Origin of the sequence: Colwellia echini (assembly GCF_002843355.2) — a bacterium.
GTDB lineage: Bacteria > Pseudomonadota > Gammaproteobacteria > Enterobacterales > Alteromonadaceae > Colwellia > Colwellia echini.
In genome coordinates this window covers 1-26,986 of record NZ_PJAI02000029.1, presented here as the reverse complement: position 1 = coordinate 26,986, position 26,986 = coordinate 1, and the positions used below count along the sequence as shown (strand labels likewise).

The 26,986-nt window shown below is 36.7% G+C and carries 25 protein-coding genes; 13 read left to right on the top strand and 12 right to left on the bottom strand.

What is annotated here, in order from left to right:
* Positions 1-336 precede the first annotated feature (336 nt).
* On the top strand, positions 337-1,167 hold the full coding sequence (locus tag CWS31_RS16200; RefSeq protein ID WP_101344803.1) for a sulfite exporter TauE/SafE family protein: 831 nt from the start codon (positions 337-339) through the stop codon (positions 1,165-1,167).
* A 103-nt stretch (positions 1,168-1,270) separates the two neighbouring features.
* Here CWS31_RS16200 and CWS31_RS16195 read toward each other — a convergent pair whose 3' ends face one another.
* From CWS31_RS16195 to chrA, 3 genes are all read right to left on the bottom strand, one after another.
* On the bottom strand, positions 1,271-2,389 hold the full coding sequence (locus CWS31_RS16195; protein ID WP_101344802.1) for a methionine synthase: 1,119 nt from the start codon (positions 2,387-2,389) through the stop codon (positions 1,271-1,273).
* 74 nt (positions 2,390-2,463) lie between these two features.
* Complete coding sequence (locus tag CWS31_RS16190) at positions 2,464-3,444, bottom strand: DUF1852 domain-containing protein (protein WP_101344801.1); 981 nt, start codon at positions 3,442-3,444, stop codon at positions 2,464-2,466.
* 301 nt (positions 3,445-3,745) lie between these two features.
* Positions 3,746-4,930, bottom strand: a complete 1,185-nt coding sequence (gene chrA / locus CWS31_RS16185) for a chromate efflux transporter (RefSeq protein WP_101344800.1) — start codon at positions 4,928-4,930, stop codon at positions 3,746-3,748.
* Between the two features lie 415 nt (positions 4,931-5,345).
* Here chrA and CWS31_RS16180 point away from each other — a divergent pair, with 415 nt between their 5' ends.
* Positions 5,346-5,951, top strand: coding sequence for a YceI family protein (locus CWS31_RS16180; RefSeq protein WP_211355854.1), 606 nt, complete (start codon positions 5,346-5,348; stop codon positions 5,949-5,951).
* Positions 5,952-6,104: 153 nt separating this feature from the next.
* Here the strand turns inward: CWS31_RS16180 and CWS31_RS16175 are convergent, their stop codons facing one another.
* The 4 genes from CWS31_RS16175 to CWS31_RS16160 all read right to left on the bottom strand — a co-directional run bounded on the left by CWS31_RS16175 (position 6,105) and on the right by CWS31_RS16160 (position 10,409).
* Entirely contained in the window at positions 6,105-7,280 is a 1,176-nt protein-coding gene (locus CWS31_RS16175) for a CobW family GTP-binding protein (RefSeq protein ID WP_101344798.1), read from the bottom strand.
* The gene (locus CWS31_RS16170) at positions 7,267-7,743 is read right to left on the bottom strand and encodes a Fur family transcriptional regulator (RefSeq protein WP_101344797.1); all 477 of its coding nucleotides are present in this window, start codon (positions 7,741-7,743) and stop codon (positions 7,267-7,269) included. The genes CWS31_RS16175 and CWS31_RS16170 overlap by 14 nt, the downstream gene beginning before the upstream one ends.
* 301 nt (positions 7,744-8,044) lie before the next feature.
* Positions 8,045-9,400 carry a 5-methyltetrahydrofolate--homocysteine methyltransferase gene (locus CWS31_RS16165; protein WP_101344796.1) on the bottom strand — a complete coding sequence of 452 codons (1,356 nt, stop codon included), beginning with the start codon at positions 9,398-9,400 and terminating at the stop codon, positions 8,045-8,047.
* Between the two features lie 286 nt (positions 9,401-9,686).
* Positions 9,687-10,409 (bottom strand): sulfite exporter TauE/SafE family protein, encoded by a 723-nt coding sequence (locus CWS31_RS16160; protein ID WP_101344795.1) that lies wholly within the window; start codon positions 10,407-10,409, stop codon positions 9,687-9,689.
* A 141-nt stretch (positions 10,410-10,550) separates the two neighbouring features.
* Here CWS31_RS16160 and CWS31_RS16155 point away from each other — a divergent pair, with 141 nt between their 5' ends.
* The 7 genes from CWS31_RS16155 (at position 10,551) to CWS31_RS16125 (ending at position 17,237) form a co-directional block, all read left to right on the top strand.
* Complete coding sequence (locus CWS31_RS16155; protein WP_101344794.1) at positions 10,551-11,105, top strand: hypothetical protein; 555 nt, start codon at positions 10,551-10,553, stop codon at positions 11,103-11,105.
* A gap of 108 nt (positions 11,106-11,213) precedes the next feature.
* Positions 11,214-12,443 (top strand): cation:proton antiporter, encoded by a 1,230-nt coding sequence (locus tag CWS31_RS16150; RefSeq protein ID WP_101344793.1) that lies wholly within the window; start codon positions 11,214-11,216, stop codon positions 12,441-12,443.
* Positions 12,444-12,604: 161 nt separating this feature from the next.
* Positions 12,605-12,799: a (2Fe-2S)-binding protein gene (locus tag CWS31_RS16145; RefSeq protein WP_101344792.1), complete on the top strand. Its 195-nt coding sequence runs from the start codon at positions 12,605-12,607 to the stop codon at positions 12,797-12,799.
* A gap of 101 nt (positions 12,800-12,900) precedes the next feature.
* Positions 12,901-14,790: a gamma-glutamyltransferase gene (ggt, locus tag CWS31_RS16140; protein WP_101344791.1), complete on the top strand. Its 1,890-nt coding sequence runs from the start codon at positions 12,901-12,903 to the stop codon at positions 14,788-14,790.
* A gap of 228 nt (positions 14,791-15,018) precedes the next feature.
* Positions 15,019-15,696: a 2OG-Fe(II) oxygenase gene (locus tag CWS31_RS16135; RefSeq protein WP_101344790.1), complete on the top strand. Its 678-nt coding sequence runs from the start codon at positions 15,019-15,021 to the stop codon at positions 15,694-15,696.
* A 67-nt stretch (positions 15,697-15,763) separates the two neighbouring features.
* A complete protein-coding gene (locus CWS31_RS16130; RefSeq protein ID WP_101344789.1) occupies positions 15,764-16,237 on the top strand; it encodes a hypothetical protein in 474 nt (157 codons plus the stop codon).
* 22 nt (positions 16,238-16,259) lie between these two features.
* A complete protein-coding gene (locus CWS31_RS16125; protein WP_101344788.1) occupies positions 16,260-17,237 on the top strand; it encodes an aldo/keto reductase in 978 nt (325 codons plus the stop codon).
* A gap of 183 nt (positions 17,238-17,420) precedes the next feature.
* On the opposite strand, the gene CWS31_RS16120 is transcribed toward CWS31_RS16125, so the two are convergent.
* Positions 17,421-18,185, bottom strand: a complete 765-nt coding sequence (locus CWS31_RS16120; protein WP_101344787.1) for a 3-deoxy-D-manno-octulosonic acid kinase — start codon at positions 18,183-18,185, stop codon at positions 17,421-17,423.
* A gap of 55 nt (positions 18,186-18,240) precedes the next feature.
* Complete coding sequence (gene waaA / locus CWS31_RS16115) at positions 18,241-19,593, bottom strand: lipid IV(A) 3-deoxy-D-manno-octulosonic acid transferase (protein ID WP_101344786.1); 1,353 nt, start codon at positions 19,591-19,593, stop codon at positions 18,241-18,243.
* A 305-nt stretch (positions 19,594-19,898) separates the two neighbouring features.
* Here waaA and glpE point away from each other — a divergent pair, with 305 nt between their 5' ends.
* Complete coding sequence (gene glpE / locus CWS31_RS16110) at positions 19,899-20,201, top strand: thiosulfate sulfurtransferase GlpE (protein WP_211355855.1); 303 nt, start codon at positions 19,899-19,901, stop codon at positions 20,199-20,201.
* Between the two features lie 6 nt (positions 20,202-20,207).
* On the top strand, positions 20,208-21,107 hold the full coding sequence (glpG, locus tag CWS31_RS16105) for a rhomboid family intramembrane serine protease GlpG (RefSeq protein WP_101344784.1): 900 nt from the start codon (positions 20,208-20,210) through the stop codon (positions 21,105-21,107).
* A 107-nt stretch (positions 21,108-21,214) separates the two neighbouring features.
* Here glpG and CWS31_RS16100 read toward each other — a convergent pair whose 3' ends face one another.
* Positions 21,215-21,604 (bottom strand): flagellar basal body-associated protein FliL, encoded by a 390-nt coding sequence (locus CWS31_RS16100; RefSeq protein WP_101344783.1) that lies wholly within the window; start codon positions 21,602-21,604, stop codon positions 21,215-21,217.
* 300 nt (positions 21,605-21,904) lie between these two features.
* On the opposite strand from CWS31_RS16100, the gene CWS31_RS16095 reads away from it, so the two are divergent.
* Together CWS31_RS16095 and ubiA are read left to right on the top strand one after the other, a co-directional pair.
* A complete protein-coding gene (locus tag CWS31_RS16095; protein ID WP_101344782.1) occupies positions 21,905-22,513 on the top strand; it encodes a chorismate--pyruvate lyase family protein in 609 nt (202 codons plus the stop codon).
* 74 nt (positions 22,514-22,587) lie between these two features.
* Entirely contained in the window at positions 22,588-23,451 is an 864-nt protein-coding gene (gene ubiA, locus CWS31_RS16090) for a 4-hydroxybenzoate octaprenyltransferase (RefSeq protein WP_101344781.1), read from the top strand.
* A gap of 197 nt (positions 23,452-23,648) precedes the next feature.
* On the opposite strand, the gene CWS31_RS16085 is transcribed toward ubiA, so the two are convergent.
* Both CWS31_RS16085 and CWS31_RS16080 read right to left on the bottom strand, forming a co-directional pair.
* Entirely contained in the window at positions 23,649-25,475 is a 1,827-nt protein-coding gene (locus tag CWS31_RS16085; protein ID WP_101344780.1) for a putative bifunctional diguanylate cyclase/phosphodiesterase, read from the bottom strand.
* 24 nt (positions 25,476-25,499) lie between these two features.
* Positions 25,500-26,651 carry an FIST signal transduction protein gene (locus CWS31_RS16080; protein WP_101344779.1) on the bottom strand — a complete coding sequence of 384 codons (1,152 nt, stop codon included), beginning with the start codon at positions 26,649-26,651 and terminating at the stop codon, positions 25,500-25,502.
* Between the last annotated feature and the right edge of the window lie 335 nt (positions 26,652-26,986).

The window sequence follows — 26,986 nt, the reverse complement described above, 5'->3', positions numbered from 1 at the left end:
TAAACCTTTTAATTCTCGCTGAGTGGGAAAGAACTTAATCAATTTGGTATAATACGCCTTTGTTAAGTTGATTAGACGGTCTTGAACTTTTCTTTATGAATAGCCCCATCACCATGCATAGCGAGAGTTAATGTGTTTTTTTGGGGATATGACACTATTTACTGTGTATAGAAAAATAGGCGATAAGACAGTATTTGGCCAGTAAATTTAATCATGTAATAATTAACTTTATTCATAAAGTAATGAATTAATACCATTTTAATTCATTACTTATATATGAGTAAAATACACTCAGGTTACTTATTTCACTCGTCAATCAAATATAAGAAGTCATTAATGAATAGCATTGAATTTATAACAAGTAATATCAGCACCTTTTTTGCCTTGGTTGCCACGGGGATATTCGCTGGTATCTTGGCTGGGTTGTTAGGAGTAGGTGGTGGTATTGTTATTGTACCTGTGCTGTTTTTCTTATTTCAGAGTTTTGGTGTGTCGCCAGAGTCTGCCATGTTAGTTGCAACTGCAACCTCGCTGGCTACCATAGTGCCTACGTCAATTAGTTCAATTCGATCTCACCATCTCAAAGATAATGTCGATTTCGATTTACTTAAACAATGGGCGGGATTTATTTTAATCGGTGTATTGGCGGGTAGCTGGTTGGTAACACGTGTAGAGGGAACGGTACTAACAATGTTATTTGGTGTGATCGCGACCTTGTCCGCATTAAATATGATGTTCAGAACGTCAAAGCCCGCATTATTTTCGCAATTGCCTAGTAAAGCAGGGCAAACAGTTATGGGTATATCTATTGGTTTTTTCAGCTCAATGGTAGGTATAGGTGGGGGGACTATTTCTGTACCTTTGCTTACTTTATATAATTATCCTGCACATAAAGCTGTGGGCACAGCAGCGGCTATCGGTTTAATTATTTCATTACCTGGCGCATTAACAATGTTAGTGTTGGGTAATACACCCGCTGATGCACCCGTAGGTACTTTTGGTTTAGTTAATATTATTGGCTTTATTTGTATTGTACCGTTAACGGTATTATTTGCACCTGTTGGTGCGTCGTTAGCAGCCAAGTTGGATGCGATAAAACTTAAAAGAGTTTTTGCGTTAGTATTGCTTTTTACTGGTTTGCGCATGCTGGCGCAACTGGTTCTTTAATCTGCGTCTTTAATATTAGTGAATAGTAAGTGGTGGGGATTGCGGTTTTATTGTGGGATTGAGTCAATAAAATCGCAACCTCTTAACTTCTTCAGCTGTTTATTTAGAACACACTTGCCCGTTCTTTAAAGTGTTTTTTTGAAAGCTCTTGTCTAACTATGGAAGCTCCTGCACTTAATGCCTCTAATTTTGCCGTGGCGACTTGGCGAGACAAGGGAGCCATACCGCAGTTTGTACATGGGTAAAGTTTGTCGGCATCTACATATTTAAGTGCTTTTCGTAAGGTGTTAGCTACTTCTTCGGGTGTTTCAATAATATCGGTTGCTACATCAATAGCGCCAAGCATTATTTTTTTACCGCGAAGTAGTTCAATTAACTCCATTGGTACATGCGAGTTTTGACATTCCAGTGAAATAATATCAATGTTGGATTGCTGCAACTTTGGAAATACATTTTCATATTGACGCCACTCAGTGCCCAAGCTTTTTTTCCAATCAGTATTAGCTTTAATACCGTATCCATAGCAAATATGTACCGCGGTTTCACATTTAAGCCCTTCAATGGCTCTTTCTAAACAGGCAATGCCCCAGTCGTTTACTTCATCAAAAAATACGTTAAAGGCAGGCTCATCAAATTGAATAATATCAACACCGACAGCTTCTAATTCTTTTGCTTCTTGATTGAGTATTTTTGCAAACTCCCACGCTAGTTTTTCACGACTTTTATAATGATCATCATATAAAGTATCTATCATGGTCATAGGACCTGGTAAAGCCCACTTAATCGGCTGATTGGTTTGCTGGCGTAAAAACTTAGCATCTTCAACAAAAACCGATTTTTGACGCGAGACAGGTCCTACAACGGTTGGTACACTAGCGTCATAACGATCACGAATTCTAACCGTTTTTCGTTGCTCAAAATCAACGCCGTTGAGGTGCTCAATAAAGGTGGTCACAAAATGTTGGCGTGTTTGTTCGCCATCACTAACAATATCAATGTTAGCTTGTTGCTGATTTTGCAGTGACAGGCATAAAGCATCTTGTTTGCCGGTGATCAGTTCATCATCTTGTAATTTCCATGGAGACCAAAGCGTTTTAGGTTGTGCAAGCCAAGCAGGCTTAGGCAAACTACCTGCGGTTGACGTAGGAAGTAATAATTTATTAAAAAGCGCTTTCTGGTTCTGTGCTTTTGTTGGCTGGGTATTATTCTCAAGTGTTGTCATAATAAATCATCTCTCATCTCTCATTTTTCGTTATAAACGCATTGCACCTTTCATCGTGCTTCTATTGCGTATTCTTATTGTGCATAGTTGTTAGACCATTGCTGAAGAACATCTTGGTATGGCTTGATGAAGTGTTGTTCAGCAAACTTGCCTTGCTCAATACCTAAGCTGCTACGTTCATTTCTGTCGTAAATAATTTGTGTTAATGAATGATCAGGGTTCTTTAAGCTTGGCTTGTAACACTTACCTGCCACCGCGTTGGCGTTATAAATTTCTGGTCGATAAATTTTTTGAAATGTCTCCATAGTGCTGATGGTGCTTATAAGCTCAAGGTTGCTGTAATCAGCCAATAAATCACCAAAGAAATAAAAAGCCAAAGGCGCAACACTGTTTGGAGGCATAAAGTAACGAACCTGCAAGCCCATCTTTTTAAAGTATTGCTCTGTTAAAGATGAATCGTTCGGCTGATATTCAAAGCCTAATACAGGGTGCTGGTTTTCAGTTTTGTAATAGGTTTTAGTGTCAGAAACACTCAAACAGATGACTGGAGGCTTAGCAAAATTTTGTTTGTACGTATCTGAATTAACAAAATGTTTGAATATATTTCCGTGTAGTTCACCAAAGTTATCAGGAATACTAAATTGGGCTTGGTTTTTATTATGTTCCAATAGCAAGATGCTAAAATCATAATCTCGCAGGTAAGAGGAAAAATTATTACCAACAATACCTTCAATACGCTTGTTGGTTTTGTGATCGACAATATTGGTTTTCAATATTTCAATTGATGGGAAAAACTGACCGCTAGCTTCAATATCAATATCAACAGAAACAATTTCAAGCTCAACAGAGTAACGATCACCATTGGCATTATCCCAATGAGTTAACGCATTGAAACTATTATCAATCATGGTTAAGGCATTGCGTAAATTGGTTTGACGGCTCTTACCTCTAGCTAAGTTAGCGAAGTTAGTGGTAACGCGCGTGTTGTCTGACGGTTGGTAATTTTCATCGAGACAAACTTTGTTAATGGTGAATATAAAATCTGTGTTTTTCATGGCTAAGTATCCTATTTCTGTAAACTTCTTGAGATAAAATCTAAGTTTGTTATTTGCTCTTGTCGCTTTATATTGAGTGAAAATTATTTACCTCGTTGCCACGAAAAAGCATAGAAAATGACGCCAATTCGTTTAAAGGTTAACGATAATTTTGCAGTGAGCTAAAAGCCTAGAGTGATTTATACGCGGATAATTACATGAATAAAATTGATTTAAATTCATTTATTGATGAGGTTTTCTCATGGATGGTGTTGGCGGGCTGAATATCTTGCTATCGGCTAGGTGGTAATTCTTAATCGTACTAAAGCTGTAGCAGCACGCCACAACCTGCAAAGCCAATAACCATGAATATAATTGGCGTTTTCATGGTTTTCATAAGCAGTAGGCCTAAAACAACTATCGCCATATCAATGGGGGTAGCAACAGCACTGGTGAATATAGGGTTATAAAATGCTGAGAATAATAAACCAACCACTGCGGCATTAATCCCCCAAGAAGCTCCGGCAACTTTGGGTTTGGCTGCTAGTGACTCCCACGCTCCTTGAAAACTTAATACCAATAATAATCCCGGAAGAAATATACCTAGGGTGGCGAGTAAGGCGCCTAACAGTTGTTGTGATGGTGATAACTCAGCGCCTAGAAATGTCGCTAAGGTAAACATAGGACCTGGAACCGCTTGTGCTGTTGCATAACCAAGTAGAAATCGGTCGGTAGAAATCGTCTCGCTAAGGGTTTGTTGTAACAAAGGTAATACTACGTGTCCGCCACCAAAAACTAGGCTGCCGGCTTGATAGAAGTCGGTAAAAATACCGACAGGTGCAGATAGATAAGCAACAAAAGGTAAGCCAACTAATAGAGCAATAAAAAGTGCTAAAGGTAAGAGTTTAATACCTTGTTTAGCTGGTTTAACTGCTTTGCTAGGAGCGCCACTTTTGCTAGGAGCACCACTTTTGTTAGGAACACCATAATAAGCACCCACTAATGCGGCGATTAGCAAAGCAAAAATTTGAATACTTAAACTTGGTATACACAATAAAAAAATAGCTGTAAAGGCAGCAATAACAATAGCCAGTTTTTCTTTACAAAAGGCTTGAAACATAGTGTAAGTAGCATCAGCAACGACTACCACGGCTAGTAATTTTAATCCGTGAATAACACCTGATAAAATGTCATTTGTAGCAAAATCTGTGCTGGCGAGAACAATAAAATACATTAACAAAAAAGAGGGTAGGGTGAAGCCGACAAATGCGGCTATGCCGCCCCAAATCCCCGCGCGGCGTAAGCCAATGGCAAAGCCTACCTGACTAGAGCCAGGGCCAGGTAAAAATTGACTCAAAGCAATTAATCTAGAATAAGCGCTGTTGTCTAACCATTTAAGCTTTTGTACAAATGCTGTTTGAAAATACCCTAAATGCGCAGCAGGACCGCCAAAGCTCAGACAACCTAATATTAAAAACTGCCAAAAAACTTCACTCACTTTTTTCATCTTGCCCTCTACCAAAGATATTTTTCTGCTGGTAAATAATGAGGTGTTTTGCAATCTTGTTCAAGTGGTTAACCTGGGCTGGGGTTAATTAAGTTATTTAGTTAAGTTATTTAGTTAAGTTATTTAGTTAAGTTATTTAGTTAAGTTATTTAGTTAAGTTATTTAGTTAAGTTATTTAGTTAAGTTATTTAGTTAAGTTATTTGGTTGAGTTATTTGAATTAGGTTATGGTAATTACAGTTAATTAAGGTTAATGCTTATTAACATTTGAATAAAAAAAGCGCTTCGAGTACTCTCTTGATTTACTAACGATAAATAGTCGATTTAAGCTAATTCAACAAAGCTTAGCTGAACTTAGCGCTTAGCTTAAATTAACTGAGCTTTAAACACACTCACTATAATCAAAAGGTCTTATGATGAAACGTTCTTTTATAAATAGCGCATATTACAAACTTGGTGCAATGGCTCTTGCTTGTGTATTTTCTACAGTAGCTAGCGCTAATTGGTCACTTGATAGCGAACAATCAAGTGTGAACTTTATTTCAATTAAAAAGGATACAATTGCTGAAGTACATCACTTTAATCAATTAACTGGTTCGGTAAATGATAAAAATATTGCCACAGTAGCTATTGATTTAAACAGTGTTTCAACCGCAATAGAAATTCGTGATGAGCGCATGAAAACAGTGTTATTTGAAACTGAAACGTTTCCTTTAGCGACTATTACTACCGATATTACTCTAGATGAAGTTAACGCATCTCCTGTGGGTACAGTTACCGTGCAAAATGTCGATTTGGCGCTTACCCTGCATGGTGAAACCAAGTCTTATTCAACGCAGCTACAAATATTTAAAAATAATAAAGATACTTTAGTGGTTAATACAACTGCGCCGATAATTGTTAATGCCAGTGATTTTAAGTTATTAGCAGGTATTGAAAAACTACGTGAGTTAGCTGGGTTATCTTCAATTGCTTCAGCAGTACCTGTGACCGCAACTCTGGTTTTCAATCAAGGTAAATAACCTGAACTCGAGATAAGTAAAATGTTATAACACCTTTGAATTGATTAACGGGCATTAATTAGCATTAATCGGCTCTATTTGATTGTAGGTTTAAGTTAACCCGTTCTGAGGTTAAGTTATTATTAAATAGAGCTTATTATTAAGCTTGAGGTTTTAAGTCGCTAGCATACACCGCATTAATTTTATTTTTATGTCATCTGCCGTTTTCTTTTGTGCAGTGTCATCTAGTTTGCGAATAATGAGTTCTATGCGACTATCAATTGCATTAGTTAAGCTAACTTCTGTTAGCATTTCTTTAGCGTCATTTTCATTCACGTCATCACGGGCGATGTTATAACCAAAAATCCCTCGATTGGTATAAAAAACGGCTTTTAAGCGCTCTACATCAATACTATTTAGCACAGTAAGTAATTGTTCGTAATTGAAGACGGTAGTAGCATCGAAGCGCCAACCTATAGTGCTGAAATCATTATCATGATTAATGCTTTGTTGCTCACTACCTTTAATATTAATAGCTTCAGGGGTTATTGAAGCAAGCGTAAATATAGACTTTGCAAAAGGTTTTACAGCAGGAGTTGGTTGACTCTTATTCAAGAGGCTTAATAAGCTCAACGTTACTGTTTTATCTGCTAGTGGGGCGGGCGCTAGATTATCAAACTCTGTATTAGAAAAAGCTTTTTCTTGTTGGCCAAGTAATAGTTCGCCCTTATGTGCAAACACTACTTGAACGTTACTTGGGGTATTAGTTAATGCCTTATTTTTGCCGTGTATTTTAATGTATTCAACAAGACGTGTTTTATCTGACTCTTGATACAAATCAGCTTTGCTGCCAACAATAATATCCGCGATTGCAATTTGCTGATTAAATATATCGTGACTGGTATACCGTGTATCAGCTAATAGACGAGCATCAACTAGGGTTAAGGTTTTTTGTAAGCTCAATACTTGTTGATAGTGCGGAGCAGAAAGCGCTTGTAATACTTCTTTAGGATGACCAAGCCCTGTCGGCTCTATCAATAATCGGTCAGGTTTGGCATGTTTTAGTAATTTGTTTAAAGCAATTTGCATTGGTACACCTGCAGCGCAGCACATACAACCGCCAGGTACTTCACTGATAAATACCCCTTGCTCTTCACCGAATTGTCCGGCTAACAAACTACCATCAACGCCAATTTCACCAAATTCATTAACCAATACCGCCCATCTTTCGTTGGCGGGTTTATTCGCTAATAAGGTGAGAATAGTAGAGGTTTTTCCTGCACCCAAAAAGCCAGTAATGATATGGGTTGGAACGGAAAGTATTTTATTACTTAAACTACTTTTGGTCATGCTTTGCGGCGTTTGTTGCACAACCGTTACAAATACAATTCATTTCTAGTTGTGGACTAACAAGATGAAAGCCAGCATCTTCAATATTTTCTTTAAGTTCATCAATGGTTGATTTGGTAATAGTGATTTCTTTTACGTCATTACAAGTGCCACAAATTAAAAATTGCGGTACACCATGAGCGTGATCACATGTAATGTGCGAGCAAGCGACGTATTTATTAGCTAAATTTAATTTATGTACAAGATGCTCGCCTTCGAGAAATTCTAGAATACGGTATACCGACATTGCGGGAATTTTTTCACCGAAGTTTTTTTCGAATAAGTCTATTAAATCGTAAGCAGATAACGCCTTTTGAGACTGAATTAGCGACGACAATACTTGTTTTCTTTTTGGGGTTAAACGAGCCCCGTGGTTACTACAATATTGTTCCGCATGATTGATAATTTCATCAAGGTTGTTCATTTTAATCTCAAACTTAGTTATTGGCGATTTAATAGATATTATATTTTAGATAGGTAATGCGATAATTACTGCTTATATTTAGCATTATCTCATATTGTTGTCTTGTTAACTTTAATGTAAGTACTGTAACAGTAAAGGTGTATTACAGCTTTATTTTTTTATCACGAACGATAAATTTAACATCGTTTTTGATTTGATTGTATTCGTATTGGTGAGTTCTAAATAAAAAAGAGAGGCTCCTAAATATCACGAAACCTCTCTAAGGCTTTCTAAGCAAAAATATGTTTAGCTATGCATTAAATTAATGTGCGTGTTCTTCATCATCATCATGACCTTCTTCAGCAAGGCCTAACCAAATTAATGATTTAGGCGTGAAGCTTGTTTCTATATCACCAATAATTTCTTTTGTCTCAAGATCTATTTGTAGAATATGCTTAGCAATAGGGTCAGCCACAAAAACGTAGTCACCATTTTGTGCAGCCGTCATACTGAATGACAGGCCTTCAGGCATGGTTGAAACATCTTCTTCTGAAATATCGATGCTGGTTTCTAGTTCCCAATGTGCTTCACCATCATGGTCATGCGCGCTCAGAATATTAAGAAAACCAGCATTATCTAATACTAAAAAGTATTCCGCTTCATGCGAAAAACCATAAGATACTGCAGCAACACCATCTGCAACTTGCCATTCAAGTTTTTCCATTGAAGCTACGCCGGGATTAATTGCAAATAACATCCCAGAAGCAATACCAATCATAGAATCACTTTCTTCATGACCGTAAAGGCTGCCGATACGTGCATCACCTACTTCATCAATATTAGCGATTTTTTCGGCGTGATATTCGTCATCATGTGGATGCGCGATTAATACACCATCGGTACAGCCAAAAGCTACATATTCATGGTTTTGTGCGGCGCCGTGTAAATCTGGACAGTTTTCTTCTAACACACCTTCTTGCTCATATTCGCCATCGTGTAAATGGAAGATACCCACTTGATCAGGTAACGTACCCGCAGAAGTTGTTTCAGCTTCATCGCGGCGCACTGTACTTAATAAGTATTCACCTTGTATTTTCGCAACACCGTGCATGTTAATTGTATAATCAAGTTGTGGTATTTCAGTGCTTTCGCTACTAATATCGCTATCGGTTAATACTTGTACTGAGGCTGAAATACCTGCATCGGCATTACCATCGTTAAACACAATCATATTGCCATCGTGTTTAACAATATGCGTAGGACTGTTGCCATTTAATGTAAAATCAAGCATTACTGGTGCTTGTTCGTAAGGGTGTAAATGATCGCCATGATCTTCTTGATAAATGCCGCTATCGATAAAACCAATGTAGTTGTTTGCTCTGCTAGCAATAACAGCGTAACGGTAATCAGCAGAAGCGGTTAACGTATTGCTGTCGTAAGTTAATGAAAATGTATCAAGTAATTCACCATCAGTTAAACCGAATAAAACAGCTTGATCACTGTCCGCAGACAATACCGCTAAGCGACCTTCTAATTCAACAGTTTCATGTTCATGGCCGTCATCTTCATCAATAATCTCTGATAGTTCGCCTACACTGCCTTCGGTGTCGTTACAACCGCTTAGTAAAAGTGTCGCGATAGAAATCGCAATGAGATTAAGTTGAAATGATTTTTTCATTAGATGTTTTCCTTATTATCCTAATTTAGGGTTAATTAATGTTTTGTTGGTGGGTTATTTTATAAACTTAATGTTATGATATAACATATCTTAACATTAAGTTTATAAAATTAAACATTAAATAACAATATTCTTGATAATTACTAAATGAAGGAATATTGAAGTTGTAATTAGGATGAAGAAAAATAAGGAATAATTGGCGATTGTAGGTATTACTTTCAAATCTCACTAATTGAGATGATTACAAGGTTTGAGTAGAAGTTAAATTAACTAACTCGAGCTGAAGTTAATTAAAATACCTAACTATGGCGATAATTGCGGTGATAGCAGACAGGGCTAAAATCCAGCGTCTAATCAAGTGTGCCTTCATAATATGATGCGCTTTACTTGATATATATAAGCCTGCCGCAATACCAGGTAAGGTTAGGCCAACAGTAATAAAAGTATTAACCGAAATTTGCTCTACTAATGCTAAGGTGATTAAAGCGATTATATTTAAAAATAAGAAAAAAGCGGTAAGATTGGCTTTTATATTTTTAATATCACCATTTTGGTAAAGCAGTGCCATTGGAGGTCCGCCAACAGCGGTAATTGTACCCATCAACCCAGAGGTGAAACCGGCTATTGCATTGGTCACTTTATTAACTTTAGGATTAAAACCTAGCAGCGAAATAAAAACAGCAAACAATATTAACAGTGCAAACACTAACTCAAACTGTTCTTTAGAGGTAAATTTAAGTATGAGGCCGGCGAGTAAAACACCCAAAAAGCCACCTGACATAGCCCACGAAACTTGTTCAAACTGTAAATGACCTCTATCTCGCACCATCATGTATAAGGTAATAATGGTTGAGATTAATATTAAGGGAGCAGGAACTAAATTTGGGCTGATTAAAAAAAGTAGTGGTGCACAAAACATACCTACGCCATAACCGATTAGTCCCTGTAGTAAACTACCGATTAAGACGATAATATTAATTAAAATAATCGTGAGTAAGGTATATTCCACTGCTTATATCTCTGAATTTGGATTGTTCATATTGAAAGTGTTACTTTAGCATACATGCTTATAACCGCAGTAGAGTATTTAATCTAAATTTGTATTTACTCTTCTTCTCTTATCTCAATATAACCTCAAGGAAAAGTACTGATGATTAAATCGGTTATCTCAACATTTTCTGTAACTATGGTTAGCTTGTTACTTATCGGTAAGTTATTTTTTAGCAGCCTTTTGGGGGTATTCGGGTATGCGGCTCTACCTATAGCTGAACTCTCAAAATTAAAAGCATCGCAACAGGTAGTAGATAAATTAAAAACTAATCATAAAGCTAAAAAAACTAAAACGACCACAAAATTTGCTAAGCGCACAGGTAAGAAAGTGGGTGCTATTGCCATATCTGCTGCCACTATAGGTACAGTGGCAGTTATAGGCACTCTTACTTATATTGAATTAAATGAGTATTGTGAAGAAAAACGCGAGTTAATTAACGAAGAAAACATTTTATATAATACTAACCTCACCTTTGATTTTAATATTTGTATGGAACAAGCAAAATCTGAGTCTTCTCTTATTGCCGATGAAGCTTGGAGTACGGTTAAAGCATCAAGTACCGAGGTAATTGATAATATTAATGGTTTTTTAAAGCCAAGCCGAGAAGAATTAAGTAGACTGTTCGAAAAAATCGATAAATATTTTGCCGAATAACAAGACTTTATTAAGTTAATACCTCGATAAACGTGGGTATCTACTTAAAATAGCGAACGGCATTATTAGCTGTATTAACCAATATATTTAAACGAATTATAAGTACTTATGAACGAACACATTATCATTTTAACTGTTGCTTTATTGGTTTTATTTTACGGTTATATATCAAAAGCATTAACTTCTATTAATGTTTCAGGGCCGATGCTTTTTGCCGGGGTTGGCTTACTGCTTTCACCTTTAGGGCTTAACTTTAGTGATGTGGATATTGATGCTGAATTTATAACCGTTGTGGTTGAAATAGCCTTGGTGTTAGTACTGTTTAGTGATGCGGCTTTATTAGATTTGAAGCTATTACGCCAATCTTGGCAAGTACCAACGCGCTTATTGCTGGTTGGTTTACCGCTTACTATTATTTTTGGCACAGTAACCGCACAGTTTATTTTTCCTGAAGAACCAGCCATATATATGTTGCTGCTTGCCTTATTACTCACTCCAACTGATGCTGCGTTGGGTAAGGCGGTAGTGACAGACCCTAAAGTACCAAAAGATGTTCGTGCAAGTATAAATGTAGAAAGTGGCCTTAACGATGGCATTATTTTTCCGCTAGTGATTACCGTATTAGTCTTAATTGTGAGTGACTTTAATCATACTGAAGCAGAAAATTCATACTGGTTAGGTTATGTATTAAAACAAGTGGGGTTTGGGGCGCTAGTTGGTGCTGGAGTTGGTTACATTGGCGCAAAAATATCGATAGCGAGTCTTAACAAAAACTGGATGGTTGACAGTTATCAGAACTTAATTCCTATAGCACTGGCTATCTTAGCATTCTATTTGGCTGAAAACTTTCATGGTAATGGTTTTATAGCAGCCTTTTTTGCCGGCCTTTTAGTTGGTAATACAAGCAGTCATGCGCGAGATCATATTGAAGATTTTGCTGAAAGTGAGGGAGAATTATTAATATTAATTAGCTTCTTCTTGTTTGGCTTGGCATTTGTACCGCAAGTAATTGATTACGTAACAATAAAAGTTGTTGTCTATGCATTATTAAGTTTAACCGTTTTACGCATGTTACCAGTAATGATATCGTTAATAGGCGCAAAGCTAGAGGGGGAAAAACTAGATTTATCAAGTTTGGCGTTTATCGCTTGGTTTGGTCCCCGGGGTATTGCTTCCATTTTATATGTATTAGTGGTGTTACATGAAGTAGGAGAAATTCCAGGCTTTGAAACTATATACGCTACTGTAATGGTAACAGTATTCATCAGCATTATTGCTCATGGAGTAACGGCTCAACCCTTTGTAAACTGGTACACTAAAAACCATAAAGATAGTTAATTGTCATGCTACAACTTAAAATTAATCGTTAAGTGTAAATGGATAATATCAATTCCATTAATTAGCTGGCTTATTTTAACTTGTATAATGATCATCTGTTTAACCGCGTTGGTATCACTAACTCTGTGTAAGTTTAAGTTTAAGTTTAAGTTTAGGTCAAAATGGACACAGCACGAAAAGCACAAGATCCAACACTCGTTTGCACCTGCAGCGATTTATATGTCGACCAAATTCAACAAGCTATTGAAGATGGTGAGAATGAATACAATGAAATTATGCAATATAATTATACTTTTCCGCGTTGTGGCGAATGTAAAGAGCATATTGATGAATTAGTAAAACTAAGCACAGGTTAGCTCTCTATTATAGAATAAAATACTTTGTAGTATGAATAACCTCAATAAAATAGAATATTCTCTGCAGGATAAATATCCTTAGTAAAATCACTGGAATCACGATGAATAATAAACTGATAAGAGCAATACATAATCATTTCCCGTTAAATTCGTTTACCACTATAAAATTTCGCAATCCGTTATTAGCGTTAACTGGTTGCTTACTTGCCATTACTACTACTCATAGTGTTGCAAATACATTATTTCTATTACCTGTACTTGTACCTACGCCTAAGCCAGTGACAGCACCAGAGGAAATTATAACGATTGATTTACCACCGGTATGGGAAGCGGTTGACTATAAAGATATTTCTCATCCTGTTATTGGCAGAAAAGGGATGGTGGTCAGTCAAAAGCGTATTGCTAGTGAAGTAGGAGCTGAAATTCTTCGTCAAGGTGGTAATGCTGTGGACGCTGCTGTCGCTGTTGGTTTTACCTTGTCTGTTGTTTTACCTAGAGCGGGCAACTTAGGTGGTGGTGGCTTTATGCTTGTTCATTTAGCTGAGCAGGATAAAACCATTGCAATTGACTATCGAGAAACTGCACCTGCAGCAGCCTATAAAAATGTATTTTTAGATCAAGAAGGCAACCCAATTGAAGCCAAATCACTCACTAGCTTATCTGCATCAGGTGTACCGGGTACAGTAGCGGGTTTGCATTATGCTCTTGAAAATTATGGCACTATGTCATGGTCTGAAATAATAGAACCTGCGGAAAATCTCGCCCGTAATGGTTTTGTAGTTGACGATGATATGGAGCGTTTATTAACACGAGAATTAGATCTATTAGCCAGTAACCCTGAAGCATGCAAGGTTTTCTTAAAAGATAATTGCCAACCTTATCAAGCGGGTGACGTATTAATTCAAACTGATTTGGCTAACTCATTAGCTTATTTACAGAAGCAAGGTGTAGCAGGTTTCTACCAGGGTGATATTGCCAAAAAAATGGTTGCTGCAATGCAGCAAGGTGATGGTCTTATTACCGCAAAAGACTTAACCGATTATAAAGTTAATGAGGTAGAGCCAATTAAAGGCACCTTTAACGGCTATGAAATTTTAACTATGCCACCACCAAGTTCTGGCGGTGTTCATCTTATTCAAATGTTAAATATATTGGAAACATTTGATTTAAAAACTATTAAACAAGGCTCTGCGGCTTTAATCCAACTGCAAGCTGAAATTTTTAAACGTGCTTATGCTGATAGAAGTACTTTTTTGGGTGATCCTGCTTTTGTTGAAGTGCCAAGTAGCGGCTTAACCAGTAAAGCTTATGCGCAAGCACAAGCAAAAAGTATTAACAGTTACAAAATAACGCCTTCTAGTGAAATTAAAGAAGGTGAGCCGGCAAAATATGAAAGCCCTGATACAACGCATTTCTCGGTAATGGATGATGCCGGTAATGTAGTAAGCAATACTTACACCTTAAATCATTATTATGGTAGCGGTATTGTGGTTCCAGGTACTGGAATTTTATTAAATAACACCATGGATGATTTTTCGGTGAAACCAGGTAGCCCTAATAGTTACGGGTTAATTGGTGGTATAGCTAATAGTATTGAAGCCAACAAGCGTCCGTTAAGTTCTATGACACCTACCATTGTTTTAAAAGATGGTGAACCTTATCTGGCCACGGGTACACCTGGCGGCAGTAAAATAATTACCGCAGTGTTTCAACAGTTAGTGAATGTTTTATATTACGACATGAATATTCTTGAAGCGACGATAGCACCAAGAGTGCATCATCAGTGGCAGCCAGATATTTTGTATGTTGAAAGAAATGTACCTGCAGATACGGTTGATTTATTAAAAGCTCGTGGCTATGTGGTTAAAAAATCAGCTACTCAAGGTAGCTTACAAAGTATAATGAAATTTAATGGCTTATTTTTAGGTGCGGCAGATCCACGTAGACCTGGCGCAGCAGCAATCGCGGTAGATGTTATTGATAGCAAGTAGAACAGGTAAGAAGTGGTGGGCGTTAGTTGATTACACAATTTAGTTAATTACACAATTTAGCGGATTACATAATATTGATGACCGATTAATTATGTGCTCATCTAATTAATGGAGTCGGTATTACTTAATCGCTATACGCACACTAATTCTAAATGGTATTATGCGCTATTACTCATCTTATTAAATGATCTACAAAATGTTAGTTTTATCCGCTAAGGCAGAATGTAATTGAGCTTAGTTCAAGTAATTCATTCTGGCGGCGATACCGCACTGTTTGAATCAATATCCAATGATATTATTGAAAAGGGTTATAGTATTCGCCCATATGCTTTACCTGAAAATTTAGCATTATTGTTATCACAACATATTCTTGAATTGCCGAGCGAAAAATTTAAACGTGCCGGCGTTGGTCGTAGTAAAGATCTAGTTGTTAACGACTTTATTCGTACTGATGAGATTAGTTGGATAACTTACCAAGGTGCGGCGAGTTGTGCGTGGATTGATTGGGCCGACTCGTTAAGATCTTATTTAAATAAGCATTTATTCTTAGGATTATTTTCTTTTGAAAGTCACTTTGCTCATTATGCAAAAGGTGATTTTTATAAAACCCATAAAGACGCATTTAAAGGTGAAGGCAATCGAGTTTTATCGGTTGTGGTTTATCTGAACCAAAATTGGGTACCGTCTGACGGTGGTGAGTTAGTGATTTATGATAAAAACCTATCTGCTTCAGCGGTGATTGATAATAGAAAAGTAACCGTTGTTCCTAATTTTGGCACTATAGTGGTTTTTTTAAGTGAAGAATTTCCTCATGAAGTGTTACCGGCAAAACGTGATAGATACTCTATTGCTGGTTGGTTCCGTTTAAATAATAGTATCGCTAATAATATCGATCCACCACGTTAATTAATACGTTAATTAATACGTTAATGTATCAATTTCACATCCGATAAATAATAAGTGAGTATAGCTATTGGCTAAACTGCCCCCAAAGCTTCACAATATCAGTGAACTGTATGATATTAACCAGAAAATTGCGCCGTTAAAAGCTTTAGCAGATAGAGAGCGTAGATCCATTTATGGCTTAACGGGCATGGTTTATACTCCACATATTGATGAGTATATGCAGGTGAGTGTGAAAAAAGCGGAGATCCTTGCTTGCTTGAAAAAACAAGGATTGCTCGCAATATCCCCCGTAGAAATTATTAGCACCGCTTTGGATCTTTTATATAAAAGAGCGAAAAATGGTGCTGTTGTTGAATATGACGGTCGTTCGTATCAACGTCGATTTTCGCCATTAAAGCTAAGTAAATCGGGAAAAATGGTACGAACATGGGCAAGATATTGGTTGTTACAATCAGCGAGCGGACAACCTGACCCACAATGGGAGTCTGAAGTAAGAGAGATTTGGCCAAGTTATTTTTTAATTAAAATTTCAGATATCTAATTCGAATATAGAGGAATAATTGATGAATGGTAATAAATATCCACTAACGAGTGTGATCAAAAACAATAGTTCACTTGCTTTTGGTTGTATGGGTTTAGGTGGAACTTGGGATAACAACCCAATTACCGCAGCGCAAATACAACAAGCACATGATGTGGTTGATGCCGCTATTGAGTCTAATATTACGCTATTTGATCACGCTGATATTTATAATTTAGGTAAAGCCGAGCAAGTGTTTGGTGAAGTGTTAAAAGCACGTCCCGAATTACGTGATTTAATTGCCATTCAATCAAAATGCGGTATTCGATTTGCTGATGATTCAGGCCCACAACGCTATGATAGCTCTCCAGAATGGATTATCAGTTCAGTAGAAAATAGTTTATCTCGCTTGAATATAGAGCAATTAGATATTCTTATGCTGCACAGACCTGATCCATTAATGGAGCCAGAGTTAATCGCGCAAGCTTTTGACAGCTTAATTGCCAGTGGCAAGGTGAAAAGCTTTGGTGTTTCTAATATGCAACAACATCAAATGGCTTATTTATCTTCTGCATTATCACAACCTTTGGTGGTTAACCAAGTTGAGTTAAGTTTAAGCCATTTAGCTTGGCTAGAAGAAGGCGTAACCTCAGGGAATTCTGGCGAGCCAGTGGTTAATTATGGCGCGGGTACAGTTGAATATTGCCGACAAAATGATATTCAGCTGCAATCTTGGGGTTGTTTGAGTCAGGGGATGTTTACCGGGCGTGATATTGCTAACGAGCCTGTTCATATCCAAAAAACTGCCGAGTTAATTGGTAAACTAGCTGCTGATTATCAAGTGAGTAAAGAAGCAGTAGTACTAGCTTGGTTAAAACGCCACCCAGCTAATATTCAACCGGTTATAGGTACAACTAATGTAGAGCGCATCAAAGCGTGTGCAGAGGTTGATAATGTAACGTTAAGCCGAGAGCATTGGTATGAATTATGGTTAAGTGCCAGGGGACATGCTTTACCATAATAGACCGCCCCTTTAACCTTGTGTTTGATGATCACAATAGTTGAATGCTCACAAAAAATGATTCTACAGGATACTTAGTAGAATCATTTTCTCTGCTAAGTTGATTCTAGTTAGCTAACTCTATTTCATTATCCCGAGCTCAGGTTAACTAAATTATTTATGGTGCTTTATTGAAGTAGCTATTTATGGTTTGGTATTAAAGTAGCTATTGAGCAATGTATGCCAGTTTTTATCAGTAAAATTAAACTTTGCAAGTTGTTTTCTTTCTTTCAAAAAAGAACGCTGTAAACGCGCCATATTATCTCTGTGCCAACTTGTCTCAACCGGATTGGTGCGTAATTCACCACGGTCAAAGTCAATTATAAATACCTGCTCTTTATCGTTAAGTAAAATATTATGACTATTTAAATCATGATGATAAATACCATGGTGATGAAAACGCTTAATAGTTGCGCCAATCTCGTGCCAAACCTCATCACTTAATGTTCTTTCAGTTAATATCGCCACAAGATCTTGGGCATTGTTAATTCTACTAGAAAGTAAGTCGGCTTTATAGATTGGCCCTTTCTTGATCACACGATAAGCAATCGGCTCAGGGGCGGGCAGTTGTAATGTTTGCATGTGACGTAATAATGAAAATTCTTGTGCGGCGCGTGTTTTGTTCACACCGTCAAACCAGTATGAATCGTTAATTATTTTACCAATTAAACCACCACGATAATAATGACGTAATACCCAGTCGTGCTGCTTATCATTACTATCAGTGTAAGCGACAAACCAAGTTGTACCACGACCTTGTGCTGAGCCAGTTATTGCATGGTTTTGTTGCCAATAATTTGCACTTAGCATGTCTGGGGTGAAATCATTAATTAACGTTTCATTGAACAGACAAGTTATATTACCTTGCTCAACAGTGGTAAATTTTGTGTTAATTGCCGATTGTGCCACGTGTAATCCCTTATGCTTTAGCTGTTAAATTAGCTGTTAAATTAAATTGTTAAACTTATTGGTTCGATTCTATGCTATTCGTAGTCGCAGACAACAGTTTTTTCACTTCATTTAAACTTCTTTCACTCGCCCCTTGATTAGCTAACACCACTTTTAATGCTTTTTCACCAAGTAATTGTTGCTGTGTCGGTTGTTGTAATAAATTACTGACTTGTTCAACAAGTTGATTAGCAGGCTCATTTATCGATAATTCAATAATGCCATCTTCTTCTCTAAGTTGCTGCATTATTTCATTGAAATTACTCATGTTATGACCAACGATGATTGGTTTAGCAAATAAAGCAGGTTCTAACGGATTATGGCCGCCAATTTCACTAAAACTGCCACCCATGGTAACAATATTACTTAAATCAAAAGCAGCCATTAACTCACCAAGACTATCAAGTAACCAAACTTGTTGGTTATTAAGTTGAGTATTTTCGCTACGCCTAGCAAGGGTAAAACCTTGTGTAAGGCAAAGTTTAGCAACCTGATCGAAACGTTCAGGATGGCGTGGCACTAATACCAATAGTAGATCTGGATATTGTATTAATAATTTTTTAAAAGCGTTTAATGCTATAGCTTCGTCGCCTTCGTGGGTGCTGGCAACTAACCAAAGTGTTCTGTTAGGTTTGTTATCATTTTTACCGTTGGCGTTGTGCGATTCAGTAGTTTGAAAAAGTAATTCACTTAACTCGGCTTTTTTAGCCATAACTTGATTATTAATACTGATATCAAACTTGAGGTTACCGCTATTTATACATCGATTTGAATCACTACCTAATTGCAAAAAATGTTCTAGGTTTTCTTGGCTTTGGCAAAGAATTTTATCAAACCGATTCAGGCAGGGAGTTATCAATGGAGAAATTTTAGCGTAACTGTGGAGTGATTTTTTAGATAAACGACCATTAATTAACAATAATTTTATCTTTTGCTTTGAACATTGAGCGATAAGATTTGGCCATAACTCAGTTTCCATAAAAATTATTGTTTTTGGTTTAAGGCGACGGAGAAATAATACGGTACAAGGCCATAAATCTAAAGGTAAATAACCGTGCTGGACACGTTCGCCAAATAACTTATTTATTTGTGCAGAGCCAGTTGGGGTAAATGAGGTCACAGTAATAGGTAACTGTGGGTAAGTAAGTAATAATTTTTCGATAAAGCTTTTTAGGGCAATAACTTCGCCAACGCTTGCGGCGTGAACCACAATGCCGCCTTGTTTTGCCGCTTGATTAGGAAAGAATCCAAACCGCTCTGATAGGCGTTGACGATAAGCTTTATTATTTTTAGAGCGAATTAGTAAAAGAATAACTACTAACGGGGATAATAATAAAAGTAAAACACGGTAAATTAGTAAGGAAATCATGTGGGTAAATATTACTCAATTATTAGTTGCTGCATCGATTATATCAAAGGCTTTACTAATGTGCGTTATAAAAATATGGTTAACCATTTTAAACGTGAAACCCTAGTGTCTATAGAATTTAGTTGACTTGCATAACAATAAGTTTATTTGATTTAGCGTGGAAGTATATTTTTAATGAAAGAAAAATGCGTTAACATACAAACTTAAAGAAAGAGCATTAAAAGTCCGCTCTGTATTCAAAATAGCTGCTTTAATAGCAGCTAATTAATAAGGAATATCCCGTGTCAGATACAAATTTTAAGCATATGTCAGTGAGTGATTTACAGAGCGTTTTGGCCGATAAATCACATGTTGTCGTCGATATTCGTGACGCTAATTCATTTACCAATGGGCGTATTGCTGATGCCATTAATCTTTCGAATGAAACCTTACCTGATTTTTTACGAGATGCAGATCTTGATGCACCTGTTGTGGTTTGTTGTTACCACGGAATTTCAAGTCAACAAGCAGCCGAATTCTTAATCAGCCAAGACTTTACTGATGTTTATTCACTCGACGGTGGTTTTGTTCAATGGGAAACACAATTTCCTAATGAAATTGAGCGATAGTTATTAATGTCACTTGAGTCCGCTGAAAATATAGATACGTTGCAACCTTTAGTGCAACTTAAAGATCGAAATATTGCCTTATTGTTTAGTAATTATTTACAAACCTTAGGTATCAAATCTCAATTACAGTCAAGCCAAACAGAAGGGCATGTTATTTTTTGCCCAGCGGATCAACTTGCCCAAGCAAAAGCGGAATTCGACGCTTTTATTTTACAACCAGACGCAGAAAAATATCAGCAAGCGGCATGGAACAGAGGCGAAACAGTTACACTTTCCTCAAGTGATTTTAGTTTGTTAAATAGTTTTAAAGAAAGCTTTTTAGCACATGCTGGTATCGTTACATTAGCTGTTTTTAGTGTTTGTTGGCTAGTTTTTCTAGGCAGTGAACTTGGTTGGGCACAAACACTTTTTAATAGCTTACAGTTTTACCCACAACTATCTGTTGAAGCCTTTTTGCATGATCCGTTACGGTTAATTGGTCCAGCGCTATTTCACTTTTCATGGCTACATATTGTTTTTAATACCATGTGGTGGTGGCAATTGGGTGGTAGCATTGAAAATACTTTAGGTAAAATGACCTTAATCAATCTATTTCTAATTTCGGCTATTGTCTCCAATGTAGGGCAGTACCTAGTGTCGGGATCAAATTTTGGTGGTTTATCAGGTGTAGTATATGCCTTAGTTGGATTTGTTTGGTGGTTTGGATATTTAGCACCTGAACGAGGCTTGTCACTTTCAAAACCCTTAGTAGGCTTTTTACTGTTTTGGTTAGTACTGGGTTTTGTGGACTTATTACCGGTCAATGTAGCAAATACTGCACATTTGTTGGGATTATTGTCGGGGTGTTTTTTAGCTTTGTATACTGTAAAGGTTGTCGGTGTAAGCGATGAAAATAGAGAGCGTTGATTTTTCAGAATTAATTTTTTCGTAATTTAAAAGACGTTATCGCATGTGAGGTGTAGCTAGTTACACCTCACATGCTCTATCTTCATTAGCTGAGCTAGTTATTAAGACTAATTATCTAGCCATTGAGTAAACAGTAATTTTTTAACTAACGGTTCGCCTGTTTCTTGAATTAATAATTCTTTTACCTGCTCTTCACATTCAAGTTGAATATCAGAACGACCTTTAATTGATTTAACTTTTGCTTCTTCCTGCTGACCAATAATACTGATGATAGCATCGCGTAATAAAGGAGCATGATGCTCAACAATAGTTAAATTATCACCTTCTACCATTAGCTCAACAGTTAAGCGGACGTAGCCGACTTTCTGTTTGGAGGCTACATAGTTAGTAACTATGTCAGGCTCAAACCCATAATAAGCGTAGTTACCCGCATTTACTGATATAGCACTGGTGCTTAAGGTGAGTAATAATGAAAATAGACTTAAATATTTAAACATAAAATAACAGTTGATTGAAAAGAGTTAACTTACCTTTATCATACCCTTATTTATATTTTTTGCCTGATTAATTTAGTAAATAACCTGAACTCTGGATAATGAATTTTATAAGTGTATGAAAATTAGTTAATAGTCGTATCGCTTACATAGTTTTAATTCGTAAAGGTTTACATGAATGAGTTTACAATTGAGCTCTGGTATTATGAAGTAGTTCTAGGCACACTCTTACTGCTTATGCTTTTTACAAATTAACTATACCCAGAATATACCCAGAACCCAGAAGCTAAATAAATTAACGATATGAATCAAGACAGTATAAATTTTCCAGTTACCTTATCAGGACAATGGAAATCGCCTAATGATCAGCAAGTCGCGCAATTACCTGAAAATTTGAAAAGTTGGCTGCTTGATGAGAGCTCACTTACCGCAAGGCTTAAAAGTCATTGCCGTACTTTTCATGTAAAAGTGATTGGTGAGGTCGAACAATTGTGCACTGCTGATGAAGCGTGTGACTTAATTAAAGTAGGAGAGCCTATTTTAGTACGAGAAGTCTTGTTATTTTGTGATAATGTACCGCAAGTTTTTGCCCGTAGTTTATTGCCGTTAACTAGTTTAACCGGTAAAGAAGTTGTACTTGGGCATTTAGGTGCGCAGCCTCTAGGACAGGTTTTATTTAATAATCCCTCTTTGCAACGACAAGCGTTACAGGTGTCGTCTTTTACTGTCGGATCAAGAATTTCATTGTTGGCCGACAGTTTAGCCAAGCAAAATACAGTTGCACAAACGCCGATTGATATTAATAAAGAACTTTGGGGACGTCGTTCCATTTTTATTCTAGAAAATAAACCTTTATTAGTTGCTGAAGTCTTTTTACCAGGCGCTTTGGCTTATCATCACAATCGCTATTAGTGAACTATACGCCAAAAACGTATAATGAATTTAGTATCAAAACGATAAAAATGCATTAAGAGTATCGAATTTACATGTTGAATGAACTAAAGCAAAAGTGGTTAGCTATAAAGTTAATTACGCGAATGGATAAGCCCATTGGCACATATTTACTATTATGGCCGACCTATTGGGCAATATGGATCGCAAGTGATGGTTGGCCGAGCATGCACATGTTACTGGTGTTTAGTTTAGGTGTGTTTTTTATGCGTAGTGCAGGCTGTGTAATAAATGATTACGCGGATAGAAAAATTGATGGCAAAGTTGAACGTACTAAAAATAGACCGTTAGTGAATGGTATGATGACCAGTATACAAGCAATCAACTTGTTTGGTTTTCTAATTGGTATGTCGTTAGGTTTAGTCTTAACCTTGAGTTGGGCAACTATTTATTTGTCTGTTGTAGCGGTACTTCTTGCTTCCCTTTACCCTTTTATGAAGCGCTATACAAATTTACCACAAGTTGTTTTAGGGGCGGCTTTTAGCTGGGGAATTATAATGGCCTTCGCTGAAGCACAGGGCGAAATTCCCGCAGTTGCTTGGCTATTATTCGTTGCCAACCTATGTTGGACTGTCGCTTACGATACAATGTACGCCATGGTTGATAGAGACGATGATTTAAAAATAGGGGTTAAATCAACCGCTATTTTGTTTGCCGAAAACGATAAGCGTATTATTGGCTTTTTACAATTAATCACCTTAGCGTTGCTGTGGACTGTGGGTGATATTTTGGCATTTGGTTGGCCATATCAATTGTCGTTGATTATTACTGCAGGGTTATTTAGCTACCAACAATTATTGATTGTAAATCGTGACAGAAATGCGTGCTTTAAAGCCTTTTTACATAATCATTGGGTTGGCATGGTGATATTTATTGGTATTGTTGTTGAATACCTATAGCCTCAGCATCATTGGTTAAGCATTGCTGTTAAGTAAATGAAATTGTAAAGTATAAAAATATCAACTACTTGTATTCACGTATCTACAATAGTTTTAATTATTCGTAGTACAAGGCGGGAAAGCGAAGCCAATAACGGGTTATTGGGAGCTTTCGTAACGCAGTAATACGGATAATTAAGGCTGTTGTGGCATTTTGCTTATCCCGAATTCAGGTTACTTAACAGTTGAACAAACTCGTCAAAAGGAATCGGTTTTTGAAAGTAATACCCTTGATATTGATAACAGCCGAGCATTTTTAAACAGTTAAATTCGGCACTGGTTTCTACGCCTTCCGCCAATACACTCATATGCAGTGTTTTACCTAAACTGATGATCATACTAGCAATTGCAGCACTTTCATTACTTTGTTCAATATTAGCTACAAACGATCTATCTATTTTCAAAACGCTTGCAGGAATGCGCTTTAAATAAGTGAGTGACGAATAACCAGTACCAAAATCATCAATACTACAATCTATTGCATTGGCTTTGAGTGAGGCAATTAATTTTATTGAATCTTCAATATTTTCAACTAGTAAGTTTTCTGTTAATTCTACCGCTAAGTGCTCGGCGGCAATATTATTGAGCTTAATCGCTTGCATTACTTTATCTTGAAAATCATGCTGAATTAATTGTTTGGCGCTTACATTTATCGCAACTTTTTTAAATGTTGCGGGCAAAGAAAGCTGCTCTAGGGTGTAAATGTCACGACAAGCTTGTTCAAGTACCCATTGACCAATGTTGAGAATTAAATCGCTTTCTTCGGCAATAGGAATATACACCGCGGGTGATTCCACTCCATGCACAGGATGATGCCAACGTAATAAAGCTTCAGCGCCGATAATATTGCCACTATGGTTGTATTGTGGTTGATAAAATAATTTAAAGTCACCATTTTCTAATCCCTGTTTCATGTCATCAACATACGCTAAACGTCTTTTAATCTTGTCTGACATTGATGGAGTGTATTGTTTTCCAAATCGACTTTTCGCTCGTTTTGCTTCATACATGGCAATATCGGCAAATTTAATTAGGTTGTTTACTGTACTGCTTTGCAAAGGAAAGAATACGTAACCTATGCTGCAATTTAGCTTGTATGAATTATTTTTAACAACAAAGGGGATGTCTAATAACACATTAATTTGGTTAATTATATTGTTAACTGTTTGTTGGTAGTCGTGCTCTAGGTCTTTAATAAGTAAAACAAACTCGTCACCGCCAAAACGGGCAACATCTATATGTTCACTCTTTAATGATTGCAAGCGGTTAGCTAGGATGAGCAGTATTTGGTCGCCAACACTATGCCCCATAGCATCATTGACGGGTTTAAAGCGGTTGAGATCGATAAAAACAATACTACCAAACTTGTTATTAGTATGTGCCTCTTCTATTGCTTCGGCCAGTAAGCTATTCATATACTGACGGTTAAACAGTCCCGTTAAACCATCGTGTTGTGCTTGAAAAGCGACTTTTTCCTCAACTAACTGTCTAGAGAGAACCTCTTTGACAAGCGAGTCGTGAATGATTGAGGTATAACAACTTGTGCCAAGTTTTTGAAAAATAGGTATGAGCGCTTTTTGTACTTCAAGTTCAAGAACATAGTAGGTTTCAAAAATAAGCAAACCATGATCAGGAATAATAAAGCCAAAGAAATATCGACCATTTTCACATTGCTGAGAAATATTTTGCTGAGCATTACTCAAGCTTTCAACAAAAGAGGATAGTTCGTTATTTTCTGACCAAGCTTGTCCCTGATTTTTTTGGGGGATACTGAGTAAATGAAGATAGTTGGTTTGTTCAAGCGAGGTCAATTTACTAGGTAAATTATTGTCATCGCAATTTATAAATATATGACCACTGGTTAAATTAAGGCGACTAAAGCAGACTTTTAAAAATACTTTCAACATAGCTTTTAAGTCAAGCTTGTTACCAATAGACATAGCCAGTTCATGCTGTAATGAAATGATAAAGAGTGCTTTATTCATTGCTTCCTCATTGCTTCCTCATTGCTACCAAGTACTAATGACGGTTGATTTATTAAGCAGTTGAATAGCACCGCTTTGACTATTGGCTATTTCGCCAATGGATAACACCCCAAACAAAGCAGGTGAATTTCTATGTTTATTAATCGCCTCTAATTCTTTCCCAAAATCATCGCCCATATATAGCATTCTACCAATACAATCGAATACCATAGATATTTGCTCATTTTCCTCTGTTGGCGTAGAAATTGGCGTAGAATATAGCTCAATGGCTGCGGTCTCAATAGCTTCAATTAAGTTATTTACGTTGCTCTCAAGTAAATAAACCATAGAGTTAATAGGAACTTTTCCAGCGCATTGCAAAGCGCCATTTTCTGTGACAAGCAGCTCACGCACCGTAAGATTATTATTAATATCTTCAATACCTAATGGAAAGTGCTTAGCAATATCGAAAAAACTTTCTTCAGCAAACCTGTATTGACTCTCGTTTTCAATGGTTTGGGAGTATAATTCAAAAGCAGGTTGGTAGTTTATACTTAATATGGTTTGCTCTTCGACTTCTGACGCTAAAAAAGGTCCTTGAAAAGTTTTCCAGCCATGCGCTACTTGCGCTGTTAACTTGCTTGGTAAAGTAACCAATAATACCGCATTGCTAGTTAAACCTTGGTTAGTAAACAAGCAGGGACGTTGAATAAAATCAATATATCCTGCTCCACCGCCTACAATGCTAATGCCGTGGTCTAAACACTCAAAAAAACTATCTATAAAGTCTTCAATGTTGGTCATTAAACCATCATAAAACATCAAAAAACTGTCATTTTGAGCAAAATCTTGTGTGGCGGATAATTGAGAATTTATCACACTTTCGAAATGCTCTTCAGTTTTGCAAAGATCTAAGTTAGCGAAAAGTGTCACGTTATAAGCTTGGTTAAAGCCAATAATTAAAGCGCCATGTTTCAGTAGGGTTTCTTGGTAGGTGATCATAGGATAAATACCACCAAAAATAGGTAAACTACAATGGGTTAATAAACTAGACAGCTCTTCCTCGGGATAAATGTTTTGGTTGCACGTTAATAGTAATAAACTTTTTGCACCGCTACTTTCCGCAAGGCGTAGGCCTATTATTAAATCGGCAAGTGTATCGCTTTGTGTATACCAAGTGAACAGATCTTTATTCATCTTACTGTATCCATTGCATTTTTATTATTGCTATTATCAAGCTATCTTGCATAATGCCTAAGTTATTTATATAAAACTAGTGTTAATTTTTGTAAAGTTGAATGTTAACCTTATGATAATAGTTAAATACTTGTTTATGTACACTTATTAGTTAAATGAACAGTTACTACTTAAGTCTAGTTGTATTCAACTATGCGATCACAGTACAAGTAATGATAGAAAACTCAATCAATGTTGGGTTGATAAAGGATAAATAGCAACATTTAGGGTTTGAGCTAAATAACCTGAGTTCGGGATAATGAAATTGTAAAGTATAACAATATCAACTATTTGTA

Bases quoted from the DNA above. Each gene is read 5' to 3' on its own strand.
- CWS31_RS16200 (WP_101344803.1), top strand. From the start codon at position 337: ATGAATAGCATTGAATTTATAACAAGTAATATCAGCACCTTTTTTGCC.
- CWS31_RS16195 (WP_101344802.1), bottom strand. From the start codon at position 2,389: ATGACAACACTTGAGAATAATACCCAGCCAACAAAAGCACAGAACCAG.
- CWS31_RS16190 (WP_101344801.1), bottom strand. From the start codon at position 3,444: ATGAAAAACACAGATTTTATATTCACCATTAACAAAGTTTGTCTCGAT.
- chrA (WP_101344800.1), bottom strand. From the start codon at position 4,930: ATGAAAAAAGTGAGTGAAGTTTTTTGGCAGTTTTTAATATTAGGTTGT.
- CWS31_RS16180 (WP_211355854.1), top strand. From the start codon at position 5,346: ATGAAACGTTCTTTTATAAATAGCGCATATTACAAACTTGGTGCAATG.
- CWS31_RS16175 (WP_101344798.1), bottom strand. From the start codon at position 7,280: ATGACCAAAAGTAGTTTAAGTAATAAAATACTTTCCGTTCCAACCCAT.
- CWS31_RS16170 (WP_101344797.1), bottom strand. From the start codon at position 7,743: ATGAACAACCTTGATGAAATTATCAATCATGCGGAACAATATTGTAGT.
- CWS31_RS16165 (WP_101344796.1), bottom strand. From the start codon at position 9,400: ATGAAAAAATCATTTCAACTTAATCTCATTGCGATTTCTATCGCGACA.
- CWS31_RS16155 (WP_101344794.1), top strand. From the start codon at position 10,551: ATGATTAAATCGGTTATCTCAACATTTTCTGTAACTATGGTTAGCTTG.
- CWS31_RS16150 (WP_101344793.1), top strand. From the start codon at position 11,214: ATGAACGAACACATTATCATTTTAACTGTTGCTTTATTGGTTTTATTT.
- CWS31_RS16145 (WP_101344792.1), top strand. From the start codon at position 12,605: ATGGACACAGCACGAAAAGCACAAGATCCAACACTCGTTTGCACCTGC.
- ggt (WP_101344791.1), top strand. From the start codon at position 12,901: ATGAATAATAAACTGATAAGAGCAATACATAATCATTTCCCGTTAAAT.
- CWS31_RS16125 (WP_101344788.1), top strand. From the start codon at position 16,260: ATGAATGGTAATAAATATCCACTAACGAGTGTGATCAAAAACAATAGT.
- waaA (WP_101344786.1), bottom strand. From the start codon at position 19,593: ATGATTTCCTTACTAATTTACCGTGTTTTACTTTTATTATTATCCCCG.
- glpE (WP_211355855.1), top strand. From the start codon at position 19,899: ATGTCAGTGAGTGATTTACAGAGCGTTTTGGCCGATAAATCACATGTT.
- glpG (WP_101344784.1), top strand. From the start codon at position 20,208: ATGTCACTTGAGTCCGCTGAAAATATAGATACGTTGCAACCTTTAGTG.
- CWS31_RS16100 (WP_101344783.1), bottom strand. From the start codon at position 21,604: ATGTTTAAATATTTAAGTCTATTTTCATTATTACTCACCTTAAGCACC.
- CWS31_RS16095 (WP_101344782.1), top strand. From the start codon at position 21,905: ATGAATCAAGACAGTATAAATTTTCCAGTTACCTTATCAGGACAATGG.
- ubiA (WP_101344781.1), top strand. From the start codon at position 22,588: ATGTTGAATGAACTAAAGCAAAAGTGGTTAGCTATAAAGTTAATTACG.
- CWS31_RS16085 (WP_101344780.1), bottom strand. From the start codon at position 25,475: ATGAATAAAGCACTCTTTATCATTTCATTACAGCATGAACTGGCTATG.
- CWS31_RS16080 (WP_101344779.1), bottom strand. From the start codon at position 26,651: ATGAATAAAGATCTGTTCACTTGGTATACACAAAGCGATACACTTGCC.